20 protein-coding genes and 5 pseudogenes are annotated in these 25,378 nt (G+C 57.5%); 9 read left to right on the forward strand and 16 right to left on the reverse strand.

Annotated features, from left to right (window positions below):
* Positions 1-379 precede the first annotated feature (379 nt).
* The 4 genes from MKZ91_RS20985 to ligD form a co-directional block, all read right to left on the reverse strand.
* Positions 380-892 (reverse strand): thermonuclease family protein, encoded by a 513-nt coding sequence (locus MKZ91_RS20985; protein WP_336172972.1) that lies wholly within the window; start codon positions 890-892, stop codon positions 380-382.
* Complete coding sequence (gene repC / locus MKZ91_RS20990; protein ID WP_336172973.1) at positions 889-2,169, reverse strand: plasmid replication protein RepC; 1,281 nt, start codon at positions 2,167-2,169, stop codon at positions 889-891. The genes MKZ91_RS20985 and repC overlap by 4 nt, the downstream gene beginning before the upstream one ends.
* A 567-nt stretch (positions 2,170-2,736) precedes the next feature.
* The gene (locus MKZ91_RS20995) at positions 2,737-4,665 is read right to left on the reverse strand and encodes a ParB/RepB/Spo0J family partition protein (protein ID WP_336172974.1); all 1,929 of its coding nucleotides are present in this window, start codon (positions 4,663-4,665) and stop codon (positions 2,737-2,739) included.
* A gap of 434 nt (positions 4,666-5,099) precedes the next feature.
* Entirely contained in the window at positions 5,100-6,140 is a 1,041-nt protein-coding gene (ligD, locus tag MKZ91_RS21000) for a non-homologous end-joining DNA ligase (RefSeq protein WP_336172975.1), read from the reverse strand.
* 144 nt (positions 6,141-6,284) lie between these two features.
* On the opposite strand from ligD, the gene MKZ91_RS21005 reads away from it, so the two are divergent.
* Complete coding sequence (locus tag MKZ91_RS21005) at positions 6,285-6,530, forward strand: hypothetical protein (protein WP_336172976.1); 246 nt, start codon at positions 6,285-6,287, stop codon at positions 6,528-6,530.
* 425 nt (positions 6,531-6,955) lie between these two features.
* Here MKZ91_RS21005 and MKZ91_RS21010 read toward each other — a convergent pair whose 3' ends face one another.
* The 5 genes and pseudogenes from MKZ91_RS21010 to MKZ91_RS21030 all read right to left on the reverse strand — a co-directional run bounded on the left by MKZ91_RS21010 (position 6,956) and on the right by MKZ91_RS21030 (position 10,992).
* Entirely contained in the window at positions 6,956-7,237 is a 282-nt protein-coding gene (locus tag MKZ91_RS21010; protein ID WP_336172977.1) for a hypothetical protein, read from the reverse strand.
* Positions 7,238-8,152: 915 nt separating this feature from the next.
* The gene (locus MKZ91_RS21015) at positions 8,153-8,458 is read right to left on the reverse strand and encodes a hypothetical protein (RefSeq protein WP_336172978.1); all 306 of its coding nucleotides are present in this window, start codon (positions 8,456-8,458) and stop codon (positions 8,153-8,155) included.
* A gap of 296 nt (positions 8,459-8,754) precedes the next feature.
* Positions 8,755-9,159, reverse strand: a complete 405-nt coding sequence (locus MKZ91_RS21020; RefSeq protein ID WP_336172979.1) for a hypothetical protein — start codon at positions 9,157-9,159, stop codon at positions 8,755-8,757.
* Positions 9,160-9,531: 372 nt separating this feature from the next.
* A pseudogene (locus MKZ91_RS21025) lies at positions 9,532-10,506 on the reverse strand (RcgA family putative transporter); the annotation flags it as partial.
* A 63-nt stretch (positions 10,507-10,569) separates the two neighbouring features.
* Entirely contained in the window at positions 10,570-10,992 is a 423-nt protein-coding gene (locus tag MKZ91_RS21030; protein ID WP_255382486.1) for a winged helix-turn-helix transcriptional regulator, read from the reverse strand.
* Between the two features lie 134 nt (positions 10,993-11,126).
* On the opposite strand from MKZ91_RS21030, the gene MKZ91_RS21035 reads away from it, so the two are divergent.
* Together MKZ91_RS21035 and MKZ91_RS21040 are read left to right on the forward strand one after the other, a co-directional pair.
* Positions 11,127-12,080, forward strand: coding sequence for an NmrA/HSCARG family protein (locus tag MKZ91_RS21035; protein ID WP_255382487.1), 954 nt, complete (start codon positions 11,127-11,129; stop codon positions 12,078-12,080).
* A 141-nt stretch (positions 12,081-12,221) separates the two neighbouring features.
* Positions 12,222-12,620, forward strand: coding sequence for a nuclear transport factor 2 family protein (locus MKZ91_RS21040; protein ID WP_336172980.1), 399 nt, complete (start codon positions 12,222-12,224; stop codon positions 12,618-12,620).
* A 243-nt stretch (positions 12,621-12,863) separates the two neighbouring features.
* On the opposite strand, the pseudogene MKZ91_RS21045 reads toward MKZ91_RS21040, so the two are convergent.
* Positions 12,864-13,118: pseudogene (locus MKZ91_RS21045) on the reverse strand (exonuclease); the annotation flags it as partial.
* Here MKZ91_RS21045 and MKZ91_RS21050 point away from each other — a divergent pair.
* Positions 13,107-13,280 (forward strand): annotated as a pseudogene (locus tag MKZ91_RS21050) (IS5/IS1182 family transposase); the annotation flags it as partial. The pseudogenes MKZ91_RS21045 and MKZ91_RS21050 sit on opposite strands and share 12 nt — an antisense overlap.
* Here the strand turns inward: MKZ91_RS21050 and MKZ91_RS31645 are convergent.
* A complete protein-coding gene (locus MKZ91_RS31645; protein ID WP_442892322.1) occupies positions 13,229-13,579 on the reverse strand; it encodes a hypothetical protein in 351 nt (116 codons plus the stop codon). The pseudogene MKZ91_RS21050 and the gene MKZ91_RS31645 sit on opposite strands and share 52 nt — an antisense overlap.
* Positions 13,580-13,867: 288 nt before the next feature.
* Between MKZ91_RS31645 and MKZ91_RS21060 the strand changes: the two genes are divergently transcribed.
* Complete coding sequence (locus MKZ91_RS21060; RefSeq protein WP_336172981.1) at positions 13,868-14,494, forward strand: glutathione S-transferase family protein; 627 nt, start codon at positions 13,868-13,870, stop codon at positions 14,492-14,494.
* 16 nt (positions 14,495-14,510) lie between these two features.
* Positions 14,511-16,091: an MFS transporter gene (locus MKZ91_RS21065; protein ID WP_336172982.1), complete on the forward strand. Its 1,581-nt coding sequence runs from the start codon at positions 14,511-14,513 to the stop codon at positions 16,089-16,091.
* A gap of 513 nt (positions 16,092-16,604) precedes the next feature.
* On the opposite strand, the gene MKZ91_RS21070 is transcribed toward MKZ91_RS21065, so the two are convergent.
* The 4 genes from MKZ91_RS21070 to MKZ91_RS21085 all read right to left on the reverse strand — a co-directional run bounded on the left by MKZ91_RS21070 (position 16,605) and on the right by MKZ91_RS21085 (position 22,792).
* Positions 16,605-18,833, reverse strand: coding sequence for a mechanosensitive ion channel family protein (locus tag MKZ91_RS21070; protein WP_336172983.1), 2,229 nt, complete (start codon positions 18,831-18,833; stop codon positions 16,605-16,607).
* A gap of 287 nt (positions 18,834-19,120) precedes the next feature.
* On the reverse strand, positions 19,121-20,071 hold the full coding sequence (locus tag MKZ91_RS21075; RefSeq protein ID WP_336172984.1) for a glutathione S-transferase family protein: 951 nt from the start codon (positions 20,069-20,071) through the stop codon (positions 19,121-19,123).
* Positions 20,072-20,080: 9 nt separating this feature from the next.
* On the reverse strand, positions 20,081-21,841 hold the full coding sequence (locus MKZ91_RS21080; protein ID WP_336172985.1) for a monovalent cation:proton antiporter-2 (CPA2) family protein: 1,761 nt from the start codon (positions 21,839-21,841) through the stop codon (positions 20,081-20,083).
* Between the two features lie 309 nt (positions 21,842-22,150).
* Entirely contained in the window at positions 22,151-22,792 is a 642-nt protein-coding gene (locus MKZ91_RS21085; RefSeq protein ID WP_255382500.1) for a hydrolase, read from the reverse strand.
* A gap of 493 nt (positions 22,793-23,285) precedes the next feature.
* Between MKZ91_RS21085 and MKZ91_RS21090 the strand changes: the two genes are divergently transcribed.
* Positions 23,286-24,254, forward strand: a complete 969-nt coding sequence (locus MKZ91_RS21090) for a LysR family transcriptional regulator (RefSeq protein ID WP_336172986.1) — start codon at positions 23,286-23,288, stop codon at positions 24,252-24,254.
* A 196-nt stretch (positions 24,255-24,450) separates the two neighbouring features.
* Positions 24,451-24,738: a site-specific integrase gene (locus MKZ91_RS21095; RefSeq protein WP_336172987.1), complete on the forward strand. Its 288-nt coding sequence runs from the start codon at positions 24,451-24,453 to the stop codon at positions 24,736-24,738.
* 63 nt (positions 24,739-24,801) lie between these two features.
* Here MKZ91_RS21095 and MKZ91_RS21100 read toward each other — a convergent pair.
* Positions 24,802-25,038: pseudogene (locus MKZ91_RS21100) on the reverse strand (transposase domain-containing protein); the annotation flags it as partial.
* Positions 25,039-25,184: 146 nt separating this feature from the next.
* Here MKZ91_RS21100 and MKZ91_RS21105 point away from each other — a divergent pair.
* Positions 25,185-25,378: pseudogene (locus MKZ91_RS21105) on the forward strand (hypothetical protein); the annotation flags it as partial.

The raw sequence follows: 25,378 nt of genomic DNA on the forward strand, positions 1-25,378 counted from the left end.
TGCGATGATCGTTCAGACGGCACGGCGGTTAGCGATGGGCACCGCAGGCCGGAGCGGAGCGGAGGAAGCTGGAGGACGCGAAAATTTGGCTCTCGCGAGGAAGCCGAAGGCGGGGAAATTTTGGTGGCGTCCGGCTTTGTGCAAATTCGCGTCGACGTGCGAACGAGCGTGAAAAGCAACCGCTTTAGAGGAGTGTGGCTTGAACCTCTCTGGCAACGTTTCCCCGTTTCTCCAGCGACATACAACCGCAAATTCTGCATCAATATTAATCAAGATTTCGGCGATATCAACGGGTCGTCCAGAGATTCGGCGGAAAGCGTGAAGCAATACGGCGTAGGAAGCCAAATCCGCCATTGCGAGATATTGGCTATTTCCAGGGTCACGACATCTCGGATGATTTGTAACGGCGGTAGACGTGCGGGCTTTCGATCTCAGCGGACCATATGCCCAAACCGTCGTCGCGGGCTCTGTTCTCGGCTTGGCCGTACTCGACCTCACTGATTGAGCGGGTGGCCGGCAAATACCGCAACATTGCCTCTGCCAGCCCGGCTTTCACCATCGCAAGGCCGATATCGATGTCTCCGATGAAGCACTGGCCAACTAGGCGCCGATGCTGATCCTGGTCAATGATGTCACAGCGCACATGCTGTCCGTCGATCATTTTGCCGAGGTAACTCCGGGCCGCGACGCCACTACGCCACACCTTTCCGTCTTTCAATCCGGTCTGATAACTTTCGCAAGCATCAATGGCCGCGATCCTGATGCGCTGGTTTCGAATATTAAAGGTATCCCCATCAATAACCCGGGCACGGCCCGAAAGATCGGCCGCTTCGGCCGAACTACCAATGACGATGAGGGTGGCGAAAACCGCCGGTAGGGCTTTAAGTCTCAATGTCTGATCTCCATGGAATTTCGGGCGGCGAGCCCGAAAATAGAGCGGGCGAGATGCAATTCGCCCGCGGCGGCGCGGTCCGTAAGGGCCCGCAAATAACCTCCCGGCGACCTAACGTCCTCCCGGTCGTATTTCTCAAGCGTCACGGCGACCGCTATGGCGGCTTGCTGCTCGCCCATCAGTTCGACGGCGCGGCGCCGGGCATCTTCGGAGATCCCTGCAAATCGGCACATCAGCGGCGCGGCGCGGGCCAAATCTCCCCAGCTGGCGGGCGTAAACCCGTAGGTCTTCAATGCGGGCAATGCCCGAAGAACGTCTTGCAAGGCGACCATTGCCTGCGGCAAGTGCCGTGGCCGGTTGATTTCGCTCCGGCGTCGCCCCAGGCTTTCCTCAAAAGCCCATTTGCTGGCGAAGCCAGCCTTAACGGAATTGCGTTGTTCGGCGTCAGCCGAACGCCGTTCATCCTTACTCTCTGCAAGAGGATAGGGGGTTGTAGTCTGTTTGTGGATGCCGTTTTCGACATGCGGGCATGTCATATTCTGCGTCGTCTCGTGCCCTTCCACTGATCGACGAGGAAGCTGCATCAACCGCTCTACGAACCACTCCAAAAGGGCTGTTGCCCGACGCAACGCGCTGCTGGTGGCCTTTCCGGCGACGCCGACACGATCGATGACGCGGTCGATGCGGCCTTCGATCAGTTTCGCAACTCGTTCGGTCTGCTCGGTGGCGATCGTTAGGGCTTGCCGAGCGTTGCGGAGCGCCCCGCGGTAGCGCCGTAATGCCGCATCTGCAGCCTTCTTTTCGGCGCGTGCCCGCCTGACCAACTCATCGAGTTCGGCATATCGGACGATCAGAATGCGCAGGTCGATCCCGCATCCGTCCGTGATCTCGCCTTGGCCATTGCGTATGGGATAGCGCTTGTAGTTGCCGCTATCCTGCATGGTGATCAGGCCGGCGTCGAACAGCCGCGACAGCATTCGGCTGACGCGGCCGACCGATCGGCCGATTTCGAAGGCCAGTTGCTCGTTGGACTTAAATATGATCGGGCGTCCCGATTTGTCGAATGTATCGGCCCGGGCCGTGTTGATCAGTGCTAACAGCAGGTGGCTTTCCGTTCCATTGATCAAGCCCACGCATGGAAGGCTTTGAACAAGTATCGTCAACTGGGCGCGTGTAACTGCTCCCATTTCCGCCGACTGTGCCAGTCGGCGGAAATGAGCACGCTGCGGCGTTATCCGGCGACCGGCGGGCCGCAGGTTCATTTGGGTTTCCCCCATTCCTCGTCTCCATTTTGAGACCAGGCAAAGCTTCGCCGTTCACCGAATAGGTGCATTCATCGTTGACAGAGGAGGGAGGGTCTGCGAGAAAGGATTTGGCTAAATTATCGACTCGCAGACCGCTTCCGGAATTTTTCGGGAGCGGTTTTTCTTTTCTGGTCGGGCGTATCTCTCCGCAAAATGATGGTCAGATTGGCAGCCGGAATTTGAACCGATTCCGCTGCTTCGGGAACATAGCGATAGAAAGCATATTGGCGCAACAACATGCGCCATCAGATGGCTCCCCAGGCGACTATGGCCCCTTACAATTGACTGGTTTTGCGGTGATTTTCTGCCATTTCCGCCAATGAGGCCTTCATGCGCGGTCGCCTATAATCGAAGCAACTTGATGCGAACTCAGTGTCCGGATCGGACAATCCATGGGCGGGAAGGGGTGTTCGAGGGGAGGGGGAATGGGCCTCCCCTCGACGTGATTAGGAGCCAGGTCGTCCGTGGCTCCTAATCATCGGCGCAGAGGGCGGGGGGGCCGATCACGGGGAGAAGAACGTGATCGGCCCGCGACTGAGGTTACTCAGCCGCTTCAGGGAACTGACTGTCGTCAGGGTTGCGCCCGGCTTCGATTTCCGGGCCTACCTCGGGCGATGCTAAGCGAACAGGGGACGGTAGCCAGCCGCTTCCGGCAACAATACGACCTGCGATCGTTACCGCTTCGGATTTCTTGGCGGCAGCGCGAACCGACAGTTCCGCTTCACTGCCTTTTGCCTCGGCGACAGCCAGTTCGATGGTCGTCCGGTTGACGTGCCTGAAATAGCTGTCGCCCGTTGTTTCAAACCAGTCCTGCATGTCCACCTCGAGCGCGTGGCCAAGCTGGTTTGCCTGCTCGATGCCCTTCTTCCGATCCGTGAACTTCTTCTCCACCGCATTGACAGAGTGCGCCGCCCCAAAGGCCAGCAACGAAAGCACGGTGTCTTGTGGTTGCTCCATCAGCCAGTCAAACAGATCGGCGGGATTGCCGGGGAGGTGATGACCATAGTTGTCCGCAAGGTCGTTAAATGCGGTAAGCCCCCTGCAGCTTTCGGCGTCCTTCATCGACGGCTCTAATCGCTCGTGGGTGAGCGACAATTGAAGCGCACTCTGCTCCGAGTGATACGGGTAGGCCACGCGCAACAGCATGGCGTGAACCACGGCGACAAGCGCCACCTCGGGGTTGTTGGCCAGTTCGATGCGCAACGCGGCGGTCTTGTGAGCCGTCAGGTCCTCGATCAGCGCAGCCGAGTGGCTGATGGTAGGTACCTTCGGCTCTCCCTTGCCCTTGGCGTCCTGCAGGCTCTCGCCCTCGTCGTCCCCGTCCTCCGCTTCGGCGTTTTCGTCCCGCTTTACGAAACCGCGCTCGATGGCGAGCCGACCGTAGTAGTCGAGGAAAACGAAGGCTCCCGCCTGTTCCAACGCCTCAGGGCTGTAGGCCTCCGTTCGGGCATTGAGCGCGTCGATTCGTTTTTCGACTTCCGTGAGCTTTGTCTCTGCTTCGTCGCCGACCACGCCGTTTTCGATTGATTGAGCAAGATCGTCATACTCCGTCTGTGCTGCATCAAGCGCGGCTTGATCATTCTCAGAAAGAGCGACCCCTTCCGGATAGTGCCGTTTCATCATGTGATAGCCGACGGGCGCGGTCGCGGAGCACTCAATCCATTTCCAGCCTTCGGCGCGAACAGTCGCGGCGGCCGCCTCGAGCTTTTCGGCGACCAGCTTCTCAACCAAAGCCGCATCCAAGGCGTAACCGGCGTTGCGGTCATCGAACAGATCGCGTTTTACTGCTCCACCGACTTCCTCGTAAGCCGCCAGTCCGCCTATGAACTGGATGCGCTTGTCAGTCGCTGGAATCATTTCCTCCGTGAGGGCTCGCCGGATCGAGTGGGGCTCACGGTTCCAAGCAGAAAGCGAGTTCCAAACAGTCACCTGCCTTTCGTGGTCATCGTTGACGGTGAAGGCCGATAGTTGCGCAAAACTGATGTCTTCCTCGCGGTACAGCTGCAACAGGACCGGCGACACGCGTGCGAGCGCCAGCCGCTTGCGAACGACGGTTTCGGTCGTGCCGAAACGGGCCGCGATGTCGGCCACTTCCTTGCCTTGTTTAGCAAGCGCGTCGAATGCCTCGTGCTGATCGAGTGGGTGCATGTCCTCGCGCATAATGTTCTCGGCAAGGCTGATTTCCGTGGCGATTTCGCCTTCGCGCTCCTTGCACTCGACAGCGAAGTCCTTGGCGATCTCCCCCGCACCGGACAGCAAATTGAGCGCGGCAAGGCGTCGGCCTCCCGCCATTACGAAGTAGCGCCCCTTCTTGTCGCCCCTACGCACAACGAGGTTCTGCAAAAGGCGATAGCCGTCTTCTCGGATGTTCGCGGCCAGCGCCTCGACGCCCTCGGCGCTGTAGGTCTTGCGGACGTTCTTTGGGTCGGCGTCCAACTTGTTCAACGCAATGCTGATGATCTCGGTCATTTGATGTTTCCCTTTTTCATTTTCCCGCGAAGCGAACCTCTACCCGAAGGGCAGGAGCCCGCTCCTGCTCTCGAGCTCGTGCGGAACAGCAGGGGAGAGGGGGGCAAAGGGACAAATCGGAGGGGGATCACCCGCCCGTAGGGGCGACACGCGATGCGCCTGAGGCGGATGCGGGTCGATCCTGCACGAAGCGAGCCAACGTGAGCGGAGGAAGGACGGGGAGACCGATTTTCCAATTGCAGGGGAGAGGGGGCAGGATCACCCTTTCCCTGCCGAAGCAACAATGAGCGTACCAGGCGCAGGCTGAGCGCAGCGGCCGAAGCCCGTTCGCGCACCGCTTGACCGGTTAAAAGGCCCGCCGCAGGAGGTTCAGCATAGCGACGGCAATCAGCCGGGAACCGGGACCGACTGGCCCCGGCAAGCGGTTCTGCGCCCTACTCCTCTATCCGATAGACAGCGGCGTTGTCCTGAATCTCCCGCCGGCCCTTATAGCTCGAGTGTCGGAGCTTGCCGTCGGAGGTCCAGCCGCGAAACTCGATCTCGGCGATGATGGTCGGCGCGACCCAGACGATGTCGCGTTGCCCGAAGTAAGAGACAGAGGGCTTCTTTCCGGTCCATGGCAGCTTGTTCATCATGGATCGGAGCTGCGACATCTCCCTCATTTTGAAACCCGTGCCGACGCTTCCGACGTAGACCACTTGGTCACCGCGATAAGCGCCCAGCATGAGAGACCGGAAAGCGCCGGCAGAACGCTCGTAGCCGACAATGAAGAAACTCTCGGACTGGATGCATTTGACCTTCACCCAGTCGCCAAGGCGGCCGGGTCTGTAAGGACGACCGAGATGCTTTGCGATGATCCCCTCGAGTCCGTGATCGCACGATGCCCGGAACAACTCTGCTCCCGTCACGTCGAAGGCTTCGGAGAACCGGATCGCAGTTTCTGCGCGAGCGGAGATCAGTTCTTCGAGGAGATGTCGACGCACCCGCAGTTCCGTCGTCGTGAGATCGTGGCCGTCAAGATACATGAGATCGAAGGCCATGAACTGTGCCGGCGAGGTCTTCTGACCAGCGCGGCCGCCAAGCGATGACTGAAGGAGGCTGAAATCGGATCGGCCCTGGTCGTCGTACATGACCGCTTCTCCGTCGATGATCGCCGATGCAACGCCCAGCTCCCGCGCACCTTCCTCTATTTCCGGAAAGCGGTCGGTCCAGTTGTGTCCGTTCTTGGTGAGAATGCGAACCCCTGTCGGCTCAATGTGGATCGACAAGCGATACCCGTCCCACTTGATTTCGTAAGCCCAGTCAGGTCCTTCAGGCGACTTCGACTCCAGCAGACAAAGACAAGGCTCGATCCTGCGAGGCATGTGATCGAGCAGAAGGTTGGGCTGCGCCGGATCCCGGCGGCGCCGAGGCTTCGACCTGATGGGCGCATCGCAGTCTTGGCGAAGAGGTTTCGATCTCGGCGTTCGTGCCATAGCCCTACTCGGTACGGTGCTGCGCACTGAATATAGATCGGGAAGGAATGGATTCCGAATCTTCGGTTTGGACCAGCAGTACCGTCCGCCCTTGCGAACAGCCAGACGCATAATGGTTTTGGAGATGAGACAATTCAGCCGCCAATGCGCTATGAAGCTACTATGAGTAGATTCACGGAAACCGAAACCGCTTTGATCGAGCGCCTACGCGCCCTGAAGGCCTTGCCGGATATGTCGATCAACGTTCTCGACATCCGCGTTCCATTGACTGCGGCAGGCTTCACGCAGGAAGAAATCATGGAAGTCCTGAATGCGCTCGAACAGGACAAGATCATTGCGCTGTTACCGGGAAATCGACTGCTGATGCTCAAAGAACTGCCGGACGGCTGAGCCGCTGTAGCTTTCGGTATGTTACCGGGGCAATCGACCGATCAGCACGGTATTGTCAGTTCGGTTGCCACAGTCGCAGCGAAACCTGCTTCGCAGGTTCATGAGATGTTGATCGCCCCAACGCCTAAGCACAGTGTCTTTGTCGACCCAGCCGATCCGGCCACATGCCGAACATCGCGCCCCCAGCACCTCCCACTCCTGGAGGCCCTTGATCGTGTTGTACATCGCAGGATCATGCTCGATGAACGATGTAGGCTGAAATGGCGCGGTCAGTTTCATTTCTCTTGCTCGATAGAAGGAAGAGAACAAAATAGGAAAATAATCCTAGACAAGTCAAGATCGCAATCCAACTACGGGACGATGACAACCGCAATCAACAAGCCGCCAGGCAGGCGGGATAAAGGCGGCGCCTTGTCGCCGGACGACTAGTACGCAATCAACCCGACAAGTTTCCGGTCCGTCGCACACGTCGCGACCAGCGATGCGTCACCATTTAAGACGGCAACCAGTTCCCCAGCTGTCATCGACCGGAACACAAACACGTAGAGTGCCATCGCACCCAATACCTCCTCGTCATCGGGGTCGCCTTCCTTCAATTCGGCACGCTGCGCGAGTGCAGCACGACGGCAGTCGGCCTCATGTTCTGCAAAATACAGGTTATGGTCGGAGCCCGGCGTGACCTGATAGGCCCAAAGCGTGCATTCCATGAATTCCTTTCCTCAATCAACGCTCCGGTTATAGTCGCGGCACGGCACGGTCGAAATTGTAGGATTCGACAAGGCGCGCAACTCGCGAGGGCTCAGACGCGATCGGCCGGACTAAATGTGCGAGATAAACTGTGGTTGCCGCCCGCAGCGCTCCGAGTATGGAGCGCTCCGCGCCACGGGCTCAGCGCCGACGAACGTTCGACCTAAGTTTTCAGAGCGGAAAGCCGCGCCTTTCGGGCGCGGCTTTGCTCACATCGGCTTGTTGTCGTTGCCAGCTTTGGCGTTGAAGTCGCACTGATAGCTGACCTCGATCTTGGCGAGGAGCGGAAGCGCGACCGAAACCGAGATTTTGAACTGGCCCGTATGGGACAGTTTGGCGACCCGCCGATTGATGTAAGACGAAGGCGGCGGCCGGTTTTCTGGCAGAAGGTTACGAGCGTTTTCATGAGGTGGATCCTCTCTAGTGGTCGTTTGCGTAATCGCGAAGCTCGGTTCCGGCAGGCACTGGCGAGTGCATCGCGCAGCGGTCGCAACGGAGCGAAGAGGAGAGGAGAACCTTTAGGATTGCACGCCAAGGCTGAGCCTACCGTATCGTGCGCAGCATTAGATTACGGACTGCCACTGAGGAGCAGCCGGAAAACGCGGCCTTCGTAGCCCAAGCCATCGCCGTCCTCGTCAGTCGGGGTCGCCATCCGGCTACCAGGCCGGGTTCACGGTCGCGGTTTCGGTGCAGCGCGATTCAGCTAGCAGCAGCCTTCAACGGCTGAGAATGGCAACACGCCGAAGTGAGCCTACCGCTACGGCGGGTCGGCCGTTGTGGTTGGGGAGGGGAGCACGAGGGGAGGGGCGTCCGGGGCTCCCCTCGTTCCGGTCCTCGCCCGCTCGATGCGGGCTTGGAGCGGCCGGGGAGGGCTCTTACCGAACTAAGCCCAGTCTTTCGCCAAGGCTCGGTGGTTGCGGTGGTCCAGATTCCTTGATCATTGCCAGCATCATTTCGCGCGTCAGGCCGCGAACCTCGTAGCCTTGTGTCCGGGCGGCCTCGACGATTGACTCCAGGGTCGAGTATTCCCCAAGGAACGCACCCAGCCATAAGGCGCATTCATCGGTCCTCGGGTCGGGAAACGCTTGTAAAAAGAAGATTCTCAGCGGCCGGTCATAGCCAATCGTGGCCTCTGGATCGGCGTTGGTCGCGGACTTCACTTCAACGGTGTAGCGGCTCAATGTCGGTTCCTCTCGTGGCTTGTCCGATGGCCGCGCCACGTGTGGCGCGTCCTGTTTCTATTTGAAAAGCGACATTGTCCCCTTATTCGTCAGGGCGGCCCGATCCATCGCAAAGGTGTGGCCGTCCCAATCTTTCCAAGGCTCCCAACCGCTCGGCGTCGCGCGCCCATACAGACGCGCACTTGCACTTTATCGGCGGTCAAGTCCTCGACAATGGAAACCGCGTGGCTTCCGCCCAAGCCAGAAGGGGTGTCGAAAACCTCGACCTGCGGCGTTCGTGTCGCATCACGCACCTGCTATAGCTGGAAATGGATGACAAGCGCCTGATTGGCGCGGTGGCAAGCAAGGGCGTAAGCAACCATCTGCGCGATCAAGTCGGCGTCGGTCGCGCCTGCCCTCCTCGCTCTGTCGGCCATGTCCTCGGCGAGTTCGCTGTCGTCCTCGCCGACGTTTTTGTTGCCGACAATCCAAGAAATCTGTCCGGTCGGCACGTCAGACCGGAGTTTCACGGGAAGGGCGGAAATTCGCCCCTTCCGTTTGCTCACTGCGGTTCCGACCTTTTCTGCTTCCGTGGCGGTCGGGAAATAGGCCAGGACCAAATCTCGGCGCTGCGCGTCGGCAGCACTGATGAAAGCCTGCCCGCCGTCGTCGGTATTGTAGATCGCCCAATCGGCGGCAGAGCCGCCGAAATAGGGCGCCATGGAACTCAATTGCGAAATAGATTGTCTGGGTCATCGGAAATTCCTTCTCGAAATGGGGCGAATTGATCAGGCGGCGCTGGCGTCGATGATCGTTTTCAACACGCGCTGCGCTGCGTAGCGTCCGGCCTCGTTAAGGTGCCGTTGCCACGCGCCTTGCGATGGCGACCAGCGGAAACCGTTGGCCTTCAAGACGCGTCGCGTCGGATCGTCGGGCTTGCCGGGAAAGATCAGTTGAAACCTTGATCGCTGCCATTCGGCTCATCGAAGAAGGCTGGACATGGAAAGGCGCGTTCCGCGTCCAGGACGAAATTTGTCGTTTCTTTTCCTCTGCGCCGCGCCGCGCCCGCCGCTCATCCCCATCGATCAAGCCAATTATGATACACGCTGAGGATTTCCTAACTCTGTCGCTCGCCATTGCCCAAACTCTGGATCAAACAGGCCGTACACGGCAATGAGCACGCCGGCGCCCAAAAGGATCGAAAAGCCCGCAAACGCCCCGATCAGCAAGTAACCGGCAACGAGGAGGCTAACAACAGCCGTCATCTTCCACAAAAGCGCGCGAAAACGACCACCAGCGCGCAAATGGAGCGAACCAAATAGAAACACAACGCTGGTCGAAATAACGATGAGAAGACTGCTGAAATGAGTCGGCATTCTATAGCCGGCCCCGTCGCTTGCATTATTGCGACCATGAAGGACTGAAGACATATCTCTGAGCAGCCAAGCTGCGACCTTCTCGCCGCTCGATGTCAGGTAAGAGCTCTGGACCTTCATGCATATGGCGATCAGAACGCCCAATACCGTGCACCGAAAAATCCCGCGCATTACCCTAAGACCGACTTCATTGATCTCGTGCCGATAGTCGGCATCAAGCCGATGCTTCGTCGCCTCGCCAACTCTCCAGAGATCATAGACCACCGTATAAAGCAAAATGAGACCGACGAAGAAAACATAAAAACAAAGGGACATGTATAGATAAGCAATCCCTGTGAACAGGACCGCTTCTGGAACCGATATGATCTCTGGGCGCACGAGTGCTAACTTGCCACAATCCATTGCATAATTGCCACCGCCGTTCACCAATGGGATCAGGCACACTTCGATCCATTGAAAAAGACCTGCGAATAGCAGGCAAATCAAAAAGACCGCCCAATATGTATAGGAAGAAGCTTCGACATTGCGCTCCCAGGCCTCATCGCTTTGCATCCGGTCTGCCTGCGCAGCGAGTTTTGGGCGCGCCTCGTTTTTCCAGAAACCCAGCAGCTCTATGACGAACGCGCAAAACAACGGGAGCAGCACCATGAAGACGAAAGTCCAATTCGGCGCCCAAAGAAAGCCGACCTGCTTAGTCTAACCCCCAGCTTTTTCCCGCTCCCGTCCTCTTCTCGCTTTGATCAATGACTCCTGAGCTTAGGCCGGAAGTGTTTCAAGGAGTTCCTCTTGCCTCAACGTGCTTCTGCACGCCCCGGTATCCACAGGCAGGCCGCTGAGCTCCTGCAGCCGCTCGCCCCACTTGCACATGCTAACCAGCACCGGAGCCAATGATCGCCCCAGCTCGGTAAGTTCATACTCCACCTTTGGGGGAATCTCGTGATAGATGATCCGGTTGACGATGCCGTCGGCTTCCAATTCTCTCAGCTGAAGCGTGATCATTCTTGGCGTCGCCGCAGGCGTCAGGCGACAAATGGCGTTGAAGCGCAGTTTGCCGTCGAGCAAGTGAAACAGGATCACCGGCTTCCACACACCACCGATGACGGAAATCGTCGCCTCCACCGCGCATCCGGTTCGATGCGCCGTTCGGCGCTTGCGTTTCGAGGGGGTACTATCATTCATGATACTACATGCTCTCTTTGTGCGTACTTCATTGAGAAGCACTATACCCCTATCTGGGTCGAATGGAAAGAAAGGCACGTCACCAGTGGCGGCCTGGTTCCGAACGCCTCACCCAGAAAAGGAACTTTTTCACAATGTCTGCAGAACAAAAGCCGCTGATTTCGGTTGTCGGCGCCACCAGTAAGCAGGGTCGCAGCGTCGCCACGACGCTGCTCAAGAGCAACCGGTACCGGGTCCGCGCGCTGACCCGTAATCGCGATTCCGCACAGGCCCGCAGCCTTGCGGATCTCGGTGCCGAAGTCGTCGTTGCCCCACTTGGCATCGGTCACGAAAAGGACCTTGTGGCCGCCTTCAAGGGCGCCGATGGTGCGTACCTGATGACGCCGCAGCTCCTCCCGCAGGACAACGCAGAATTTTTCCTCGGTAAACAGTTGGCAGATGCTGCGGTCGAGGCCGGCGTCGGCCACATCGTCTTCTCTACACTCGAAAACGTCGAGAAGATCTCCCGCGGCAAGAAGTTCACCCCGCACTTCACCGACAAGGCCCTTGTCGCCGACTATATTCGCACTCTACCGGTCACGCACTCGTTCGTCTCGCTCGCGTTTTTCTATACCAACCTGCTTGAGTATTACGTTCCGCAGATGGAAGGCGATACGCTCCTCATGCCGATCTACCTGCCGGAGGATTTCCGCTCACCCTTCGTCGATCCCACGACGGCAACAGGCCCCGCTGTTCTATCGGTGCTGTCCGACCCTGCAACCTTTAAGGGCAAAACGCTTCCGATCGTCGGCGACATCATTTCGCCGCGTGAGATGGTTGAGACTTTCCAGCGCGTCACCGGCATCAAGACGGAGTATCGCAGCGCATTCAAGCGCGAAGAGCTTTTGACGTTCTTCCCGGGTTTCGGCGCCAACGAGCTTCTCGTCGACGAGTTGATCGGCATGGTCGAGTTTGCGGTCGAGTACGGCTACTTCGGGCAAGAACACGACCTGGAATGGAGCCGTCGCTTGAACCCGCAGACGCTCTCCTGGGAGCAGTTCGTGAAGACGTCTGGATGGCGCGGCGACAAGACGCAATTCGGCCTTTGAACTCGCCTATGAACCTCGACAACGCGTGCGAATGGTCGCGTGGTTGTCGGCACCACAATGGTCCAGGCCGGCATAACGCGTCTCGCGTCGCCCGCCGGTTGCTCGGCCGACATTGAACCTCGATAAAGACGGTGAAACCAAATGAGCATTGAAGACAACAAGCGAATAGTGCAAGAGTTCTGCCATCACTTCAGGACGTCAAACGCGGACGGCCTTATCGATGGCATGACCGAGGATGCGACCTGGTGGGTCAACGGCAAGCCTCACCTGTTTTCGTCGGCAGGAACAAAGACCAAGGCAGAGGCCGCAAGCATGTTTCGCAACATGTTTTCAGCCTACAAGAATGGTCTCGATATGAAGATCATCAACATGATCGGCGAGGGTGACAGTGTAGCCACCGAAGCACGGTCGCAAGCGACTACAAAATCCGGAAAGATCTATGAGAATGAATACTTCATTCTCTTCAAGGTCCGAGACGGTAAGATCTCGCTCGTGAGGGAATATACCGACCTGATGCATGTGCAAGAAACTGTTGGTTGATCCAAAAAAGTCAGCGTAGACGCAGTCTGGCACAGCGTCTACGCGGAATACCCCGTCCTTTAGCCCGCAGACGATGCGATCGCGGTGAACTTCGGCATCGCGCCGGAAAATCGCGTCACGACCGGAAGCCTGAGGGAGGGGCCGCCACCAAGCGGCCCCTAGGAAAACCGCATGGATAGTCAAGCAGGAAAACCCCATCCCCCGGCCTTAGCGACCAAAGGCTGAGCGATGGAGTTTTCTGCTTCAGAGCAGATGGAGGGTGTATGCCACTGACCGGGCATCATCCAGCGTAGTTCTGGATGTTCGACGCCGTAGTATTCGGCCAACTTATTGCTAGGCGTGCGTTCCAGATCTTCAACTGGCATTTCCAGCTGCGAGCAAAAGCTTAACGGCGTTGTCGAATCGTTGAGCGGGACTAGGCGGTTGAATACCTTCGACGTAGCAACTGATTGACAGCATGTGCAGTTCGTCTTTTCCCCACGACCAAATATTCCTGCCAGGAGCAATCGGAAGGCAAGCTTCCCTTTCAGCCAATGCGTCTACCGACAGCGCAATCTCGTCGAGCGGTTCTTCAACAAGCTCAAACAGTTCAGAAGCATCGCCACCCGTTACGACAAAGACCCGAGGAACTTTCTCGCCGCCGTCAAATTGGCAGCAGTGTGCCGGGCGGCCGGCTCTTGTCGCGCAAAAGGCCGTCTACGCCTTCGGTCATGAAGCGCTCCTGCCAACGCCAGACGCAGGTCTTTGACGACGACGAGGTCGAGGACTAGTCCGCTTCTGCCGGTGGTCAGATTGAGTTTGTGGCCGTAGTCGACGTCGCGGCTGCCTTTGACGATGATGTCGGCATGCGGCTCGAACAGGCTCACCAGCCACTGAGACATGGCTTTCAATTCACGGCTGATTTCGTGCCCGGCAAAAAGATCGAATATACTGGATTGGACGGTGCGTTCTTGGCGCATTGTCGGCTCCGGCGGTGACGGGTTTGTCTTTAGAATCAGTAGCTTGATCTAAAGTATACCTGAAACCGCGGGGCTTTGCCCGCGGCAATATCGCGATTCCTTCAATAATTTCAGCGGTTTACCAATTGTGGCTGGGCACTAGCTAACCTGAGAAACTACCAGTCTCGGTGCAGGTCAGCATCGATGCGAATTCTCGAATTGAGAACAGTGTGTTCGTGAGGATGCAGCCGACAAGCGAGCCGCAGCTTGCTAGATTTTATCCGTTGACGTTGCTTGAGGAGGTCCCTGATGAACATACTCTACTACGCACCGGGCGCTTGCTCCCTGTCGGTCCATATTGTGCTTGAATGGCTCGGGGAGCCGTACAAGGCAGTTCGCGTGAACTATGCCGATCCAGAGTATCACAAGTTAAACCCTGCCGGTCAGGTGCCGACTTTGGACATCGGTGACGGCACCTTGCTAACTCAATGCTCTGCAATCCTTGCGTATCTCGCAAAAACTCACCCTGAAGCAACACTCGCCGGCAACAAAACGCCTTTCGGTCAGGCCGATATCGGCCGTTGGTCCGCATTCTTCACGGGCGACGTCCATCCCGCTTTCTTTCCGCTGTTCATGCCTCAGCGTTACACGACAGCCAAAGATGACGCTGCTCTCGCCAAGGTCCGCGCGGCGGGGGTCGCCTTGGTACGCAAGCGGCTTGACTTGCTTGAGGCGCACCTGATTGGCCGCACCTACATCGTCGGAGGTTCCCGGACCTACGTCGATGCCTACTCCGTGCCTATGATCCGTTGGGCGTCCGCGACAATCCCAGGTGGACTGGTCGATTGGCCCGCGGTGAAGGTCCATCATGAGCGCATGCTCGCAGATGCTGGCGTTGAAAAAGCTATGCGCGACGAGGGGCTGATCAAGAGCTGACGTGACGGACATAAGCATGCATACAAATTTACTTGCTCCCCTAAAGAATCGCACATTCGCTGCGCTTTGGGTCGCGAGCGTCATATCGAACGTCGGGACCGCAACGCAAGCGGTGGGCGCGACTTGGGCACTCGTCCAAGCGGGAGCGCACCCCTCCCTGATTGGGGCACTACTGGCTGCCGGCTCAGCGCCACTGTTTTTGGCTGGACTTCCCGCTGGCGTCCTCGCCGACATTATCGATCGTCGAAAGCTATTGATCGCTGCCAACGTCTGGGCAATGTTGGCAGCGGCAGCCTTGGCAGCCTTTGCTTTTCTCGATGCGGCGCCGCCCTGGGTTCTCTTGGTGGCGACCTTTGCAATTGGGCTAGGCGCAGCCTTTTCCGCTCCAGCTTTTCAGGCTGTCGTTCCCGAACTCGCGAAAGGTGAGGCACTGGCTCCAGCCGTCGCATTGAATAGCATCGGCGTAAACATTGCACGAACCATCGGCCCGGCACTGGGCGGTTTCATAGTAGCTGCGGCCGGCGCGCCTGCTACCTTCGCTGTAAACGCGGTCACAACAATGGCTGTAGTCTGGGCGTTGGTGGCTTGGCGCAGGCCCGCAGACGAGCGCCGTTTACCTGCTGAACACTTTCTGAGCGCGATTCGGGCAAGCATTCGATACGCGCGCCACGCGCCTGACGTCACTCGAATCTTGCGCCAGAGTGTCATATTCTTTGGTGTTGCTAGCGCGCCGTGGGCGCTGCTTCCGATTGTCGCGACCGACCGTCTCGATCTTGACTCGGGCGGTTACGGCGCGCTTCTAGGAGCAATCGGTGTCGGCGCGCTGGGGGCCGCGCTATTGTTGTCAAAGCTTCAACAGCTGCTCGGTCCATACGTTCTTTCGATCGCTAATCTGGGCTGCGCTACCGCGTGCGCAGCGCTTGCCTTCGCCACAAACGAGCCCTTCGCGATGGTGACGGTTGCATTCTTTGGAGCCGGCTGGATCATCGTTCTCACCATGCTCAATGTCGGCATCCAAAACAGTGTAGCGGGATGGGTCCGAGCACGTATGCTAGCGCTCTATGTCGTCGCCTATTTCGGTGCCTTCACCACCGGAAGCTTGGTATGGGGGAAGTCGGCCGACCTTTTGGGCGTGCCCGAAACGCTGATTGTGGCCGGGCTTGTTGGCCTAGTCACTACGCCGCTACTGGCACGGATGGCGAAAGGCATTGTCTATCCCGACCTCTCGCCCGTCGCATGCCACGAACCTGGCCTGCACCTAGTACCGGACGATGACCACCGGGCGGTGCTGGTGTCGACGGACTTTCACATCGCACCTGAAAACGCGCACGCATTCATAGCGGCGATGGCAGAACTACGCGAAAGCCGCCTGCGGACCGGCGCTTTTGCATGGCGACATTGGACGGATCCCAATGACGCCAGCTTCCACCGGGAAAGCTACATGGTAGAGAGCTGGACCGAGCACCTCCGTCAAAGTCTCAGGCGAACTGTCACTGACGAGGCAACAGAAAAGCGCGTTAGTGAACTTGCGAGTTGCGGGTCGCGGACGACGCTGCTGCGAGAACAAAGTTCACGCTCAATGGGAATAAAAAATTGATTGGCCGAATCATCACCAGCGCTCGTCTCGTAGGCCGTTGACAAAAGTTATGGGCACAAACCATTTGCCTGATCCTATCACCTGCAGGTGGGCAAAGTTGATCGACGCAGGACATTTACGAATAGATATGCAAGCGCTCCAGTTGTGTCGACCTTGATGAGGGGTGCACGATGATCCATGGTGTGCGATGCGGGCGATCGTGAATGAGGTGCTTGGCTCGCTTCAGCGGAAGCTTCCTCGCTCTATCCGGCATCGGGGTACCACCGATCTCGCCCGCAGAAGCTGTTGTGGAACATTTCCTGAAGCCTCCTTTTCGATCAAGTTGGAGCGACCGCTGGCGGAGTGGCGCGAAATGATCAGCGGCCTGGAACCATCCCGTCTTTTCCTAAACCACAAAGCTTGCAAAGATTGGCGCTCTGAACAGCGACTGTTCGTCTGAGAATCCGCTCGCGGCATAAGGCGGACTTACTTGAAACGCAATTTGAAGCAAACGGATGCAGGGGCGACTAGGCTTCAGATTTCTTCCTCCTCTCCTGGAATGCTCATCGCTGCCTTTTTGCGCTCGAGGTATGCTTGTGCGGCGACGGCTTGGTCGTCGCCTACGGTCGGCTGTCCAGTGGTTGCTCCTCCCTGTATGTGCACTGTCGGCACGGGAATTTCGATCCCATTCTGCTTAAACAGTTCGCGCACGCGCAAGAGAAACACCCGCTTCATATCATATGCGCCACCAGGTCTTGTCGTTACCTTTATGCGAAGGACAATGCCATACTCTCCGAATTCCTGTACACCTTGCAGCTTTATCGGTTCTATGATCCATGGCCTGTATTCCGGGTCTTCCGCCAATTCTAAACCAAGCTTCTTAATGAGCTTTCGCGCGACCTCAAGATCCGCATCAAATGCCACGGTGATGTTGAATTTGTCCGTGGCCCAATCGCGGCTCCCGTTCTGCACCGCGCCCAACTCTCCGAATGGGATGGTGTAAATGGGACCACGGTGATGACGTAGCTTTACAGAGCGCAGCGAAAAGCTCTCTACCGTACCACTGAACTTGCCCGTCGAAATGTACTCGCCTATCCGGAAAGCATCATCGAGCAGATAGAAGATGCCAGCAATGACATCTTTTACAATTGTCTGCGCGCCAAAACCAACGGCGACACCAATGACCCCGGCACCTGCTATCAATGGTCCGATCTGGATGCCGAGTGAAGATAGGATGGTCAGGACTGTCGTGACTATGATCGATGCCAGGATGATATTCTGCAGGATCGGCAGTAATGTGCGTAGACGCGCGTCGTGAGGGTCGAGAATAGTACCAGCAGTCTCTTCAGTTGAGGCAGACGACGCGTGGCTAATCTTATGCTGGATAATTGCCTTTGTTATCGACCACAAGAAGTCTGCTCCAAGAGCGACGACCGCAGCGCTAAGCAGACCGCGAATGATAACGGAAGCTTGAGGGCTGGTGTCAGCCATACTTGCCATATCGAGCCCCCATGCATTCGCCAGAAGATATGCTCCAAGAACAATGATCGTGAGGCGAATGGCGCGGTCGACAACGGCGATGGAAACAGCGGAAAAGGGAACGGCATTGCTTCCCTTCTCCAGGCGTGGGGGTCTCAGCACATAGGCTACTGCACGTGTTGCAAAGATCATTGTGACCGGTACAGCGACTACTGCTATAGCAAACCAGAAAGCTGCATTGCCGCCGCACATGCCAAGCAAGAACAGCAGCACGAAGTAGGCCGACAACAGCCAGTTTGTTCCTTTATGTCCAATGTGCGCAGATTGCTGGGGAGGTTTGGGTTCAGCAACTGGACGGGTCCATACAGCAAGCAAGGCAATAAGGAGGAAGACAAAGTCAACTAAGATGACGAGCACGAGAACGTCTTCACGGGTCAGTCCAAACCGGAGGCGCAGTGAGATGCTTGCCAAAGAGACGGCGAGGACGGTAACAAAGATACCGATCCAGCGGTACCAGTGATCAGCGTGAGCGTCAGCGACATCGAAAGCGCGTGCTTCGCGGGCTCGAGTTACTCTCATAAATGAAGGCAAAAGCGCTACTCGGACAATGATTCGAGCGGCCCACGTGGCAATGGCTGCTGTCAAGTAGGCGAGCGCAATCTCCCGCAGCAACGGCGGCCACTCAAACAAGAGGAAGGCGCCAGCGCTCCCCACGGTGAAAGCGGTTATCATCAGCATGCCAACAATTAGCCTGCCACCGAACTGGCCCAGTCTTCCTACCGGTGTCTCCACATTCCGCGCAATTACCCAGCGCCTCAAAGGCCATGCCAAGTGTAGCGCCGAATAAGAGAAAGTAGCGCCAGTCGCTATAAAGCCGGTGATTAGAGCGACAAGCGCCAGCCCACCGTCCTCATCGACGTCCTCTATAATGATCCGACGAATTGCGCCAATGCGCTCTGGCAAAAGTTGCCAACTACGCGCGAGCTGCGCCAAATGCTCATCTATGCGCTCAAGGACAGCTGACATCATTCCGTGTGAGATTTCTGCTGATGCAGCCGCTGTGCCCTGTTCTAAACCGTAGGTCGCTAACTTGTTGGACGTCGACCAATCTCTCACATCTGGATCGTCCAAGAGGTCAAGCAGGAGCTCGGGCTTATTTTTGTCTACGGGCGCCGGCTGTGCCGAAACAAATCCGATACTTGTGAGAATTATGATGAGCCCCGCCATTAGCGTTAGCGCGGTGCGTCTAATAGTCGATGTTGAGGCGGTGAGTATGGTGTCCATGGGTCCGGTCGCCCCGATACAGGGACCGCAAGGTCCGCTTGGTTCAGTTTTTCAGGTTTCGCAGTTCGATGACGGGTTCCGACACCTTTCGCGGCCTTACGGGTCGGGCGATTAAACTAAAGTTGCACGTCTTTGGCGGCCCATGCGGCCATTTCACCATCGGTGATCACTCCTTGGTGCTTTGCTTTACGTTGGGCTCGAGCGCGCCGCGCTTTCCCGAGCGAGGCGAACGTCAAGCGACATGGTGCCACCACCGAGCGCGACGGAGTGCCGCGGCCTATGGTCGATCATGAGCGCACGAATCGATTACGATCGTGCGCCTTGCGAAGGTCGATCGACGGGCCAGTTGGTATGATGCCCGATGGGTTTACCCAACGCTGGCTGTAGTAGTAATGCCGCTTGATCTGGTCCAAGTCGACGGTCTCTGATATGCTTGACGTCTGATATACGTCACGAAGCCAGTTCTCGAGGTTGGGATAGTCCCACCAATGCTTTAGATTGCATTTGAAATGACTGTAATAGACCAGGTCGAACCGCACCGCTGTCGTGAACAATCGGACGTCGGCTTCGGTAAAAGTGTCACCCAATAGATAGCGTTGGCGCGATAGTCGGGCTTCAAGTTCTTCAAGGATCGTGAAAATTCCCCGCACCGCCTCTTCGTAGGCAGCTTGAGACTTAGCGAAACCGGCGCGATAGACCCCGTTGTTCACCGTCTCGTAGATCGTATCATTCAGCAAATCGATCTCGTGGGCGAGCGTCTCGGGATAGAGATTGACCGACGCATCGCCCCACGCGTCGAAGGCACTGTTCATCATGCGGATGATTTCGGCCGACTCGTTGTTGACGATCGTTGCGGTTTTGCGGTCCCAGAGCACAGGAACGGTCGCATGGCCGGAATAGGTGGGAAGCGCCGCGGTATACAGTTCATGGAGGAAGCGGAAACCGTTGACAGGCTCCGGTGTGTCGCCGAAGGTCCAGCCGTTTTCCATCATGTCAGGGTGAACTACGGTGACGGAGATAACGTCTTCGAGCTTCTTTAGTTTACGCAACATCAGCGTCCGACTTGCCCAGGGACAGGCAAGCGATACATAAAGGTGATAGCGCCCGGGCTCTGCCTCGTACCTAGACCCTGGATCATTGGAAATTTTTTGGCGGAACGACGTGGGCTTTCGCTCGTACGCCCCATTCTTGATCTCGTCGAGATTGGTCGTCCAGCGTCCGTCAATCAATGCACCCATAGCGGTTCCTCATTGCGTCGGCTCGAACGCCGACTTTTTGTTCAGTAGCTCGGCACCCGCATAGACCCCCTCGGAAAGCTGGCGATTGAAGCGTTCCATGTCGCGTTGACGGAACTCTTTTATGAGGTCGCCAACGACGCTGTCTGCAGCACCGAGCGCGGCGAGCGCCCGCTCGCCAAGCTTCACGGCAGATTCAAAGGTTTCGCGGATATGATAGTCGACGTCTCGCCCTGCTAGCACAAGGCTTTGATTGCGGTCTGCCGAACGCACCATCAACTTGGCCATCGGGAATTGCACTCGGCAGAAGTCGACGATTTTCAGCGCAACTTCCGCGTATTCGACACAGACGCAGATGAGCTCTGCCTTGCCGGCGCCGGCGGCTTTCAGGATGTCGAGCCTGCTGCCGTCGCCATAGTGGATCTTCATTCCGTAACGTGCCGCCGCATCGATAGCATCGACCCGATGATCAATGATGGTGACGTCGACGCCGCGCAGCAGCAGGATTTGCGCGATGACTTGTCCGAACCGCCCGAAGCCGATGACCAGTGCGTTGCCGGTAGCGGTCGAAAAATCCGCATTGCGGATTGCGCTGGCGCCAGGGGTGGCCACCCGCTGAGCTAGCGCGAAGGCAAGAGGTGTGAATGCCAATGAAAATGTAACCACCGCTGTGAGGATTGCCGACGATTCCGCGTGTAGGATACCGCCCGACACAGCTGCAGCGAAAAGCACGAAAGCGAATTCGCCGCCCTGCGACAAGACGGTACCAATCTTAAGAGCGTCTCGCCAGTTCGACCCTGTCGCTCGCGCAAGGGCGAAAATCAATGCGGTCTTGGCAATCATCAGCCCCAAAACCATCCCCAGGATCATCGCCGCGTTCGATGCGACTAGGCCAAGGTCGATGCCCATGCCAACGGCGATGAAGAAAAGCCCGAGAAGAAGGCCGCGAAACGGTTCGATGTTCGCTTCCAATTCGTGCCGAAAGCGCGATTCCGCAAGCAGCACGCCGGCGAGGAACGCTCCCATCGCCATTGACAGCCCCGCCACCTGTATAAGGGCTGCCGCGCCGAGGACTACGAGCAACGCGGCTGCGGTCATGATCTCGCTCGCGCCGGACTTTGCCAGCAGCTTGAACATGGGGTTCAGGACGTATCTGCCCATCACCACAACGGAGGTCACCGCGGCGATCATTTCGAGCCCGGTGAACCATCCGGACGTGCTGCCCGCGTGGGCCGTGACTGGCGACCACAACGCGACGAGCGCGAGCAACGGAACGATCGCGAGATCCTGTAGGAGCAGGATGGAAAACGCGCGTTGGCCATATGGCGATGCCAACTCGTTACGATCTCCTATCAGCGGAGCTGCGAACGCGGTCGACGATAAAGCCAGGCCTGCGCCGGCGATTACTGCCCCCTGCCAAGTCAGGCCGGCGAGCATTGCGACTCCGGCCAGAATGCCGCCACAAAGCACCACCTGGCTCAGGCCGAAGCCTGCGATATCCCGCCGCATCGCCCACAACCGGCTCGGCTTTAGCTCCAAGCCAATTATGAAGAGTAGCAGGACGACGCCAAGCTCGGCCAACGTCAGGACTGAAGCAGGATCGTCGATCAGCCTAAGTCCATACGGGCCGACGGCTACACCGGCCGCCAGATATCCGATCACTGCTCCCAATTTGAACATGCGGAATAACGGGACGGCAAAAACAGCCGCACCGAGGAACACGAGCGGCGTCACCAAGTTTAAGCCGTGATGCGCAACTTCAGATCCTGTCATTGCCTAGTTCTCGTTTCGAGTGTCATCGTTCTCTACTTACTTGGAGCTTTCGTCGTATGCCGACACCAAGCACAGCTCGCCGTAGGATGAAGACCCCAATCGTCGCGCCGTCCCAGTCTCTGCTAAGTGGCGAGATGGTGTTGACCTACGCGCGCCGTGACCTAGGTCACCGGCAGCAAGAAATCGCTTGAGGTGGCATTCATTTCCACGGCCACCCAGCGCACTGGTTATTCCTGAATGTATATTGGAAAAGTTACGGCGACGACATCACCGCCGCCGTATCTGCGTGTTCCGCGCGACTGAGCGCGCTCAGGCAGCGCTGGCAGCGGCGGCCTTTTCCGGATTGAACCCGTCGTAGCTCTCGAAAACGTCCATGAAGCCGGGGATGGTCGTTTCGCGGTTCCAGTCGCGCTGATACTCGCAGTACAGCTGCACGCGACTCGACGCTATGCCTCCCGCCTGCTCGATGCGACGAAGACCTGCCTCGTGCGCCGTGACCGATGTACCGCCGACGGCGTCTACGGGGACGTATACCTCATAACCCTCCTTGAGGGCGTCGAGCGCGGGATAGACCAGGCACACTTCGGTCCAAAGTGCGGCCATGATGAGCTTGCGCCGTCCCAGCGCCTTGACCGCCTGCTTGAATTCCGCGTCTTCCCACGCGTTGATCGAGGTGCGATCGATGACCGGCACATCACCAAGAATATCCTGCAGCTCTTGAATCGGCGGCTTGTTGCGTCCAGTCGCCAAATTGACCGCCGTATGAATGACAGGGACGCCGTAATTCTTGGCCAACTTGGCGATGCCAGTGATATTGAAGACCAGCTCGTCCTGCCGCATCGAGCGGATCGATGAAACCTGGACCGGCTGATAGTCAATGATGAGAACGGCCGAATTCTCGGGCGTGATGAGATGGTCAGTGTGGGGATTGCGGATTTTTTCGCTCGCCATAGGTAAGTATCCTTTTTGACAGTGATGGCACTCAGTCCAGGGCGGAAGTCGCCCTGAAAAGTTCATTGATCCGAAGCCAGCTTTCTTGGTGTTCAGGTGGGACGCCTGTCGACCTGGACGCTGGGTCGTCGGGAGCTGCCGGAAGAGGGTTTTCCATAGGCGCAAACTGCACGACGCAACGTCGATGCAAAGCGCGGACCGGGCGACCGACAGCGTACCTTTAAGTACGCCGTCTCCCACATTTGTACCCGGCGTTTCGGCGTGATCCAGATAGTTACGGCGCAAGAACACCCAGCCGACTGAGCCACTTTCAATCCATTGATCGCGGTCGCCCAAAGGGAGTAAGCTCGCGCCGCATTCCTCTTCACAATTGCTCTAAAGCTGAGAATAAGCCAATTTTCGTTCTCAAAAAGCCGTCTTATCGAGCACAAATTGTTCTTCAAAAGTGCACTTACCCATTGATTTTGGAGCCTCTCGCGGACACGATGCGCACATGGCTGACCGATTTGAAGATCTGCGAGTGTTTGTTGCTGTTGTCTCAGCGGGCGGGTTTGCCGCCGGCGCTGAACAGCTTGGAGTGGCAAAGTCCGCGGTGAGCCGGCGGATTCGCGAGCTTGAGGACAGGCTGAGCGCAAGACTATTCGATAGGACAACCCGCCGTGTGCAGCTTACTGGAACGGGTCGTGAGTTCCATGATCGCGCGGTCGAGCTTCTAAAATGCCTTGAAGAAGCAGAGGAGGCGGCTTCAAGCGCGAGCTGCGAATTGAAGGGGCGCATCCGCGTCGCCGCCCCGGTGTCATTTACCACATATTGCCTTGCTCGCGCGGTAAGCCTGTTTCTCGATCGTCATCCCGCCGTCACGTTGTCCATCGACACCGATGATCGGGTAGTGGATTTGGTACGTGACGGTTACGACATCGCAATCCGCATTGGGGAACTTGCCGACTCTTCGCTTATAGCGCAGCGGATCGTAACCATTCGGCACGTGTGCGTTGCCAGTCCCGCGCTGATCGAGCGCCTCGGAATGCCGCAAAGGCCCGAAGATCTTGCCCGTTTTCCCGGGATCGTCTATTCAATCCGCGATGCATCTTCTTATTGGCGGTTCGCCGATAACGTTGTCGCCTCCGTGACCAGTCAAATCGACTTTGCGAATGGCGACGCTGTACGCGAAGCCGCCATAGCCGGGCTCGGTGTGGCGATGCTTCCGACGTTCATTGCTTCAGATGCCATACGGCGCGGAGAACTTTGCATGATCCTCACGAAGCATATGCGACCGCCGATCGCGATGTACGCGGTGCATCCATCGATGCGCAATCAGACTGCACGCGCGCGTGCTTTCATCGATTTTCTGGTCGACTCTTTCGGGAAAGAGCCGTTATGGGATCGGGACCTGTTCGGCGACCGAACCACTGAAGGATCCCAAACGTCCGCCAAAAACGTCCTTGCTACATCTTCAAAGTGATGTGTTGAGCGTGAGGCATCAGTATTTTCGATCAAGTGCACTTCGCGACCTTTATCACATATATAGGGGATGTTATGCGCGACATTTGCGGACGAATATTGAGATCGAGGCGAATCGGCTGCTCCTTCGCTGATGACCTGGCATTTCATCATACTTGCCGCGAGGAGTGCTGGACCTGGGGCCGGATGTAACGAGCTTGGTCATTGCATCCGATGCGGAAATTTTGCCTGTCGCAATCGCGAAAACCACAGAACGGGTCCGCACGCGGTTTCTTGAATTTTTCACCACCCAGATCCGCAACCCGAATACCCGTCGATCATACGTCAAAGCTGCTTCCGAGTTTTTAAGCTGGTGCGATGTGCGTGGCGTGCAATCCCTCAACACGATCACCCCTATCAATGTTGCTGGCTGGGTCGAAGAGATGACCGGCTCGCATTCGGCGCCAACCGTCAAACGTAAGCATCCGGCGAAGGCCGCAGGCTGAAGGCTTTTGGATTTTTGTCGGCGTGATTTGCGATCCGCGGTTGCGGCCGGATGGCCAGAATCTTCAGGCCGCGTGCATGTGCGCCGCTGGCGACGCGCTCTTCCAATTCCAAGGCAAGAGCTCATCGATGCGATGCGCGGGATAACCGGCGATGCGGTGAAGTACGTCGGCGAGCCAGGCTTGCGGATCGACGTCATTCATCTTGGCCGAGACAATCAAGCTGTACATGGCGGCGGCGCGCTGGCCACCGCGGTCCGAACCGGCGAATAACCACGATTTCCTGCCCAAAGCCATTGCCCGTTCATTCTGCCCATGTCGGTCAGGAATTGGAGGTTCATTACCGCTGGCATCCCTATTTTGGCCGCAAGGTCAGTGTGCGGCGGGTAGAGCATCGAGCGACGGGCCAATTTTTTAAGGTGCAAGGTCCATCGGGTCTCGTAGTTTCGATGGCTGCCTGGATGCTTGATCCGGTGGTTTGCGCCGGGATGACGCTGGGCGCGCCACAGGTCGATCTCTTGGCATTGTCCGATCTGAAGAGGCTGGTCACGGTAGCCGCTGCTCCCCCAAACTCCCAACGCGATAATGGAATCGCTTGGGAGAAAGTCGATGAAACAGCACGACGCGCCCGCGCTGACCTCGG

This window comes from Ensifer sp. MJa1 (assembly GCF_037026475.1).
In the GTDB taxonomy this organism is placed as follows: domain Bacteria; phylum Pseudomonadota; class Alphaproteobacteria; order Rhizobiales; family Rhizobiaceae; genus Ensifer.

What these genes read in the sequence shown, in the direction of transcription:
- repC (WP_336172973.1), bottom strand. Translation starts at nt 2,169, where the DNA reads ATGGGGGAAACCCAAATGAACCTGCGGCCCGCCGGTCGCCGGATAACG.
- MKZ91_RS20995 (WP_336172974.1), bottom strand. Translation starts at nt 4,665, where the DNA reads ATGACCGAGATCATCAGCATTGCGTTGAACAAGTTGGACGCCGACCCA.
- ligD (WP_336172975.1), bottom strand. Translation starts at nt 6,140, where the DNA reads ATGGCACGAACGCCGAGATCGAAACCTCTTCGCCAAGACTGCGATGCG.
- MKZ91_RS21005 (WP_336172976.1), top strand. Translation starts at nt 6,285, where the DNA reads ATGCGCTATGAAGCTACTATGAGTAGATTCACGGAAACCGAAACCGCT.
- MKZ91_RS21010 (WP_336172977.1), bottom strand. Translation starts at nt 7,237, where the DNA reads ATGGAATGCACGCTTTGGGCCTATCAGGTCACGCCGGGCTCCGACCAT.
- MKZ91_RS21020 (WP_336172979.1), bottom strand. Translation starts at nt 9,159, where the DNA reads ATGGCGCCCTATTTCGGCGGCTCTGCCGCCGATTGGGCGATCTACAAT.
- MKZ91_RS21030 (WP_255382486.1), bottom strand. Translation starts at nt 10,992, where the DNA reads ATGAATGATAGTACCCCCTCGAAACGCAAGCGCCGAACGGCGCATCGA.
- MKZ91_RS21035 (WP_255382487.1), top strand. Translation starts at nt 11,127, where the DNA reads ATGTCTGCAGAACAAAAGCCGCTGATTTCGGTTGTCGGCGCCACCAGT.
- MKZ91_RS21040 (WP_336172980.1), top strand. Translation starts at nt 12,222, where the DNA reads ATGAGCATTGAAGACAACAAGCGAATAGTGCAAGAGTTCTGCCATCAC.
- MKZ91_RS31645 (WP_442892322.1), bottom strand. Translation starts at nt 13,579, where the DNA reads ATGCGCCAAGAACGCACCGTCCAATCCAGTATATTCGATCTTTTTGCC.
- MKZ91_RS21060 (WP_336172981.1), top strand. Translation starts at nt 13,868, where the DNA reads ATGAACATACTCTACTACGCACCGGGCGCTTGCTCCCTGTCGGTCCAT.
- MKZ91_RS21065 (WP_336172982.1), top strand. Translation starts at nt 14,511, where the DNA reads ATGCATACAAATTTACTTGCTCCCCTAAAGAATCGCACATTCGCTGCG.
- MKZ91_RS21070 (WP_336172983.1), bottom strand. Translation starts at nt 18,833, where the DNA reads ATGGACACCATACTCACCGCCTCAACATCGACTATTAGACGCACCGCG.
- MKZ91_RS21075 (WP_336172984.1), bottom strand. Translation starts at nt 20,071, where the DNA reads ATGGGTGCATTGATTGACGGACGCTGGACGACCAATCTCGACGAGATC.
- MKZ91_RS21080 (WP_336172985.1), bottom strand. Translation starts at nt 21,841, where the DNA reads ATGACAGGATCTGAAGTTGCGCATCACGGCTTAAACTTGGTGACGCCG.
- MKZ91_RS21085 (WP_255382500.1), bottom strand. Translation starts at nt 22,792, where the DNA reads ATGGCGAGCGAAAAAATCCGCAATCCCCACACTGACCATCTCATCACG.
- MKZ91_RS21090 (WP_336172986.1), top strand. Translation starts at nt 23,286, where the DNA reads ATGGCTGACCGATTTGAAGATCTGCGAGTGTTTGTTGCTGTTGTCTCA.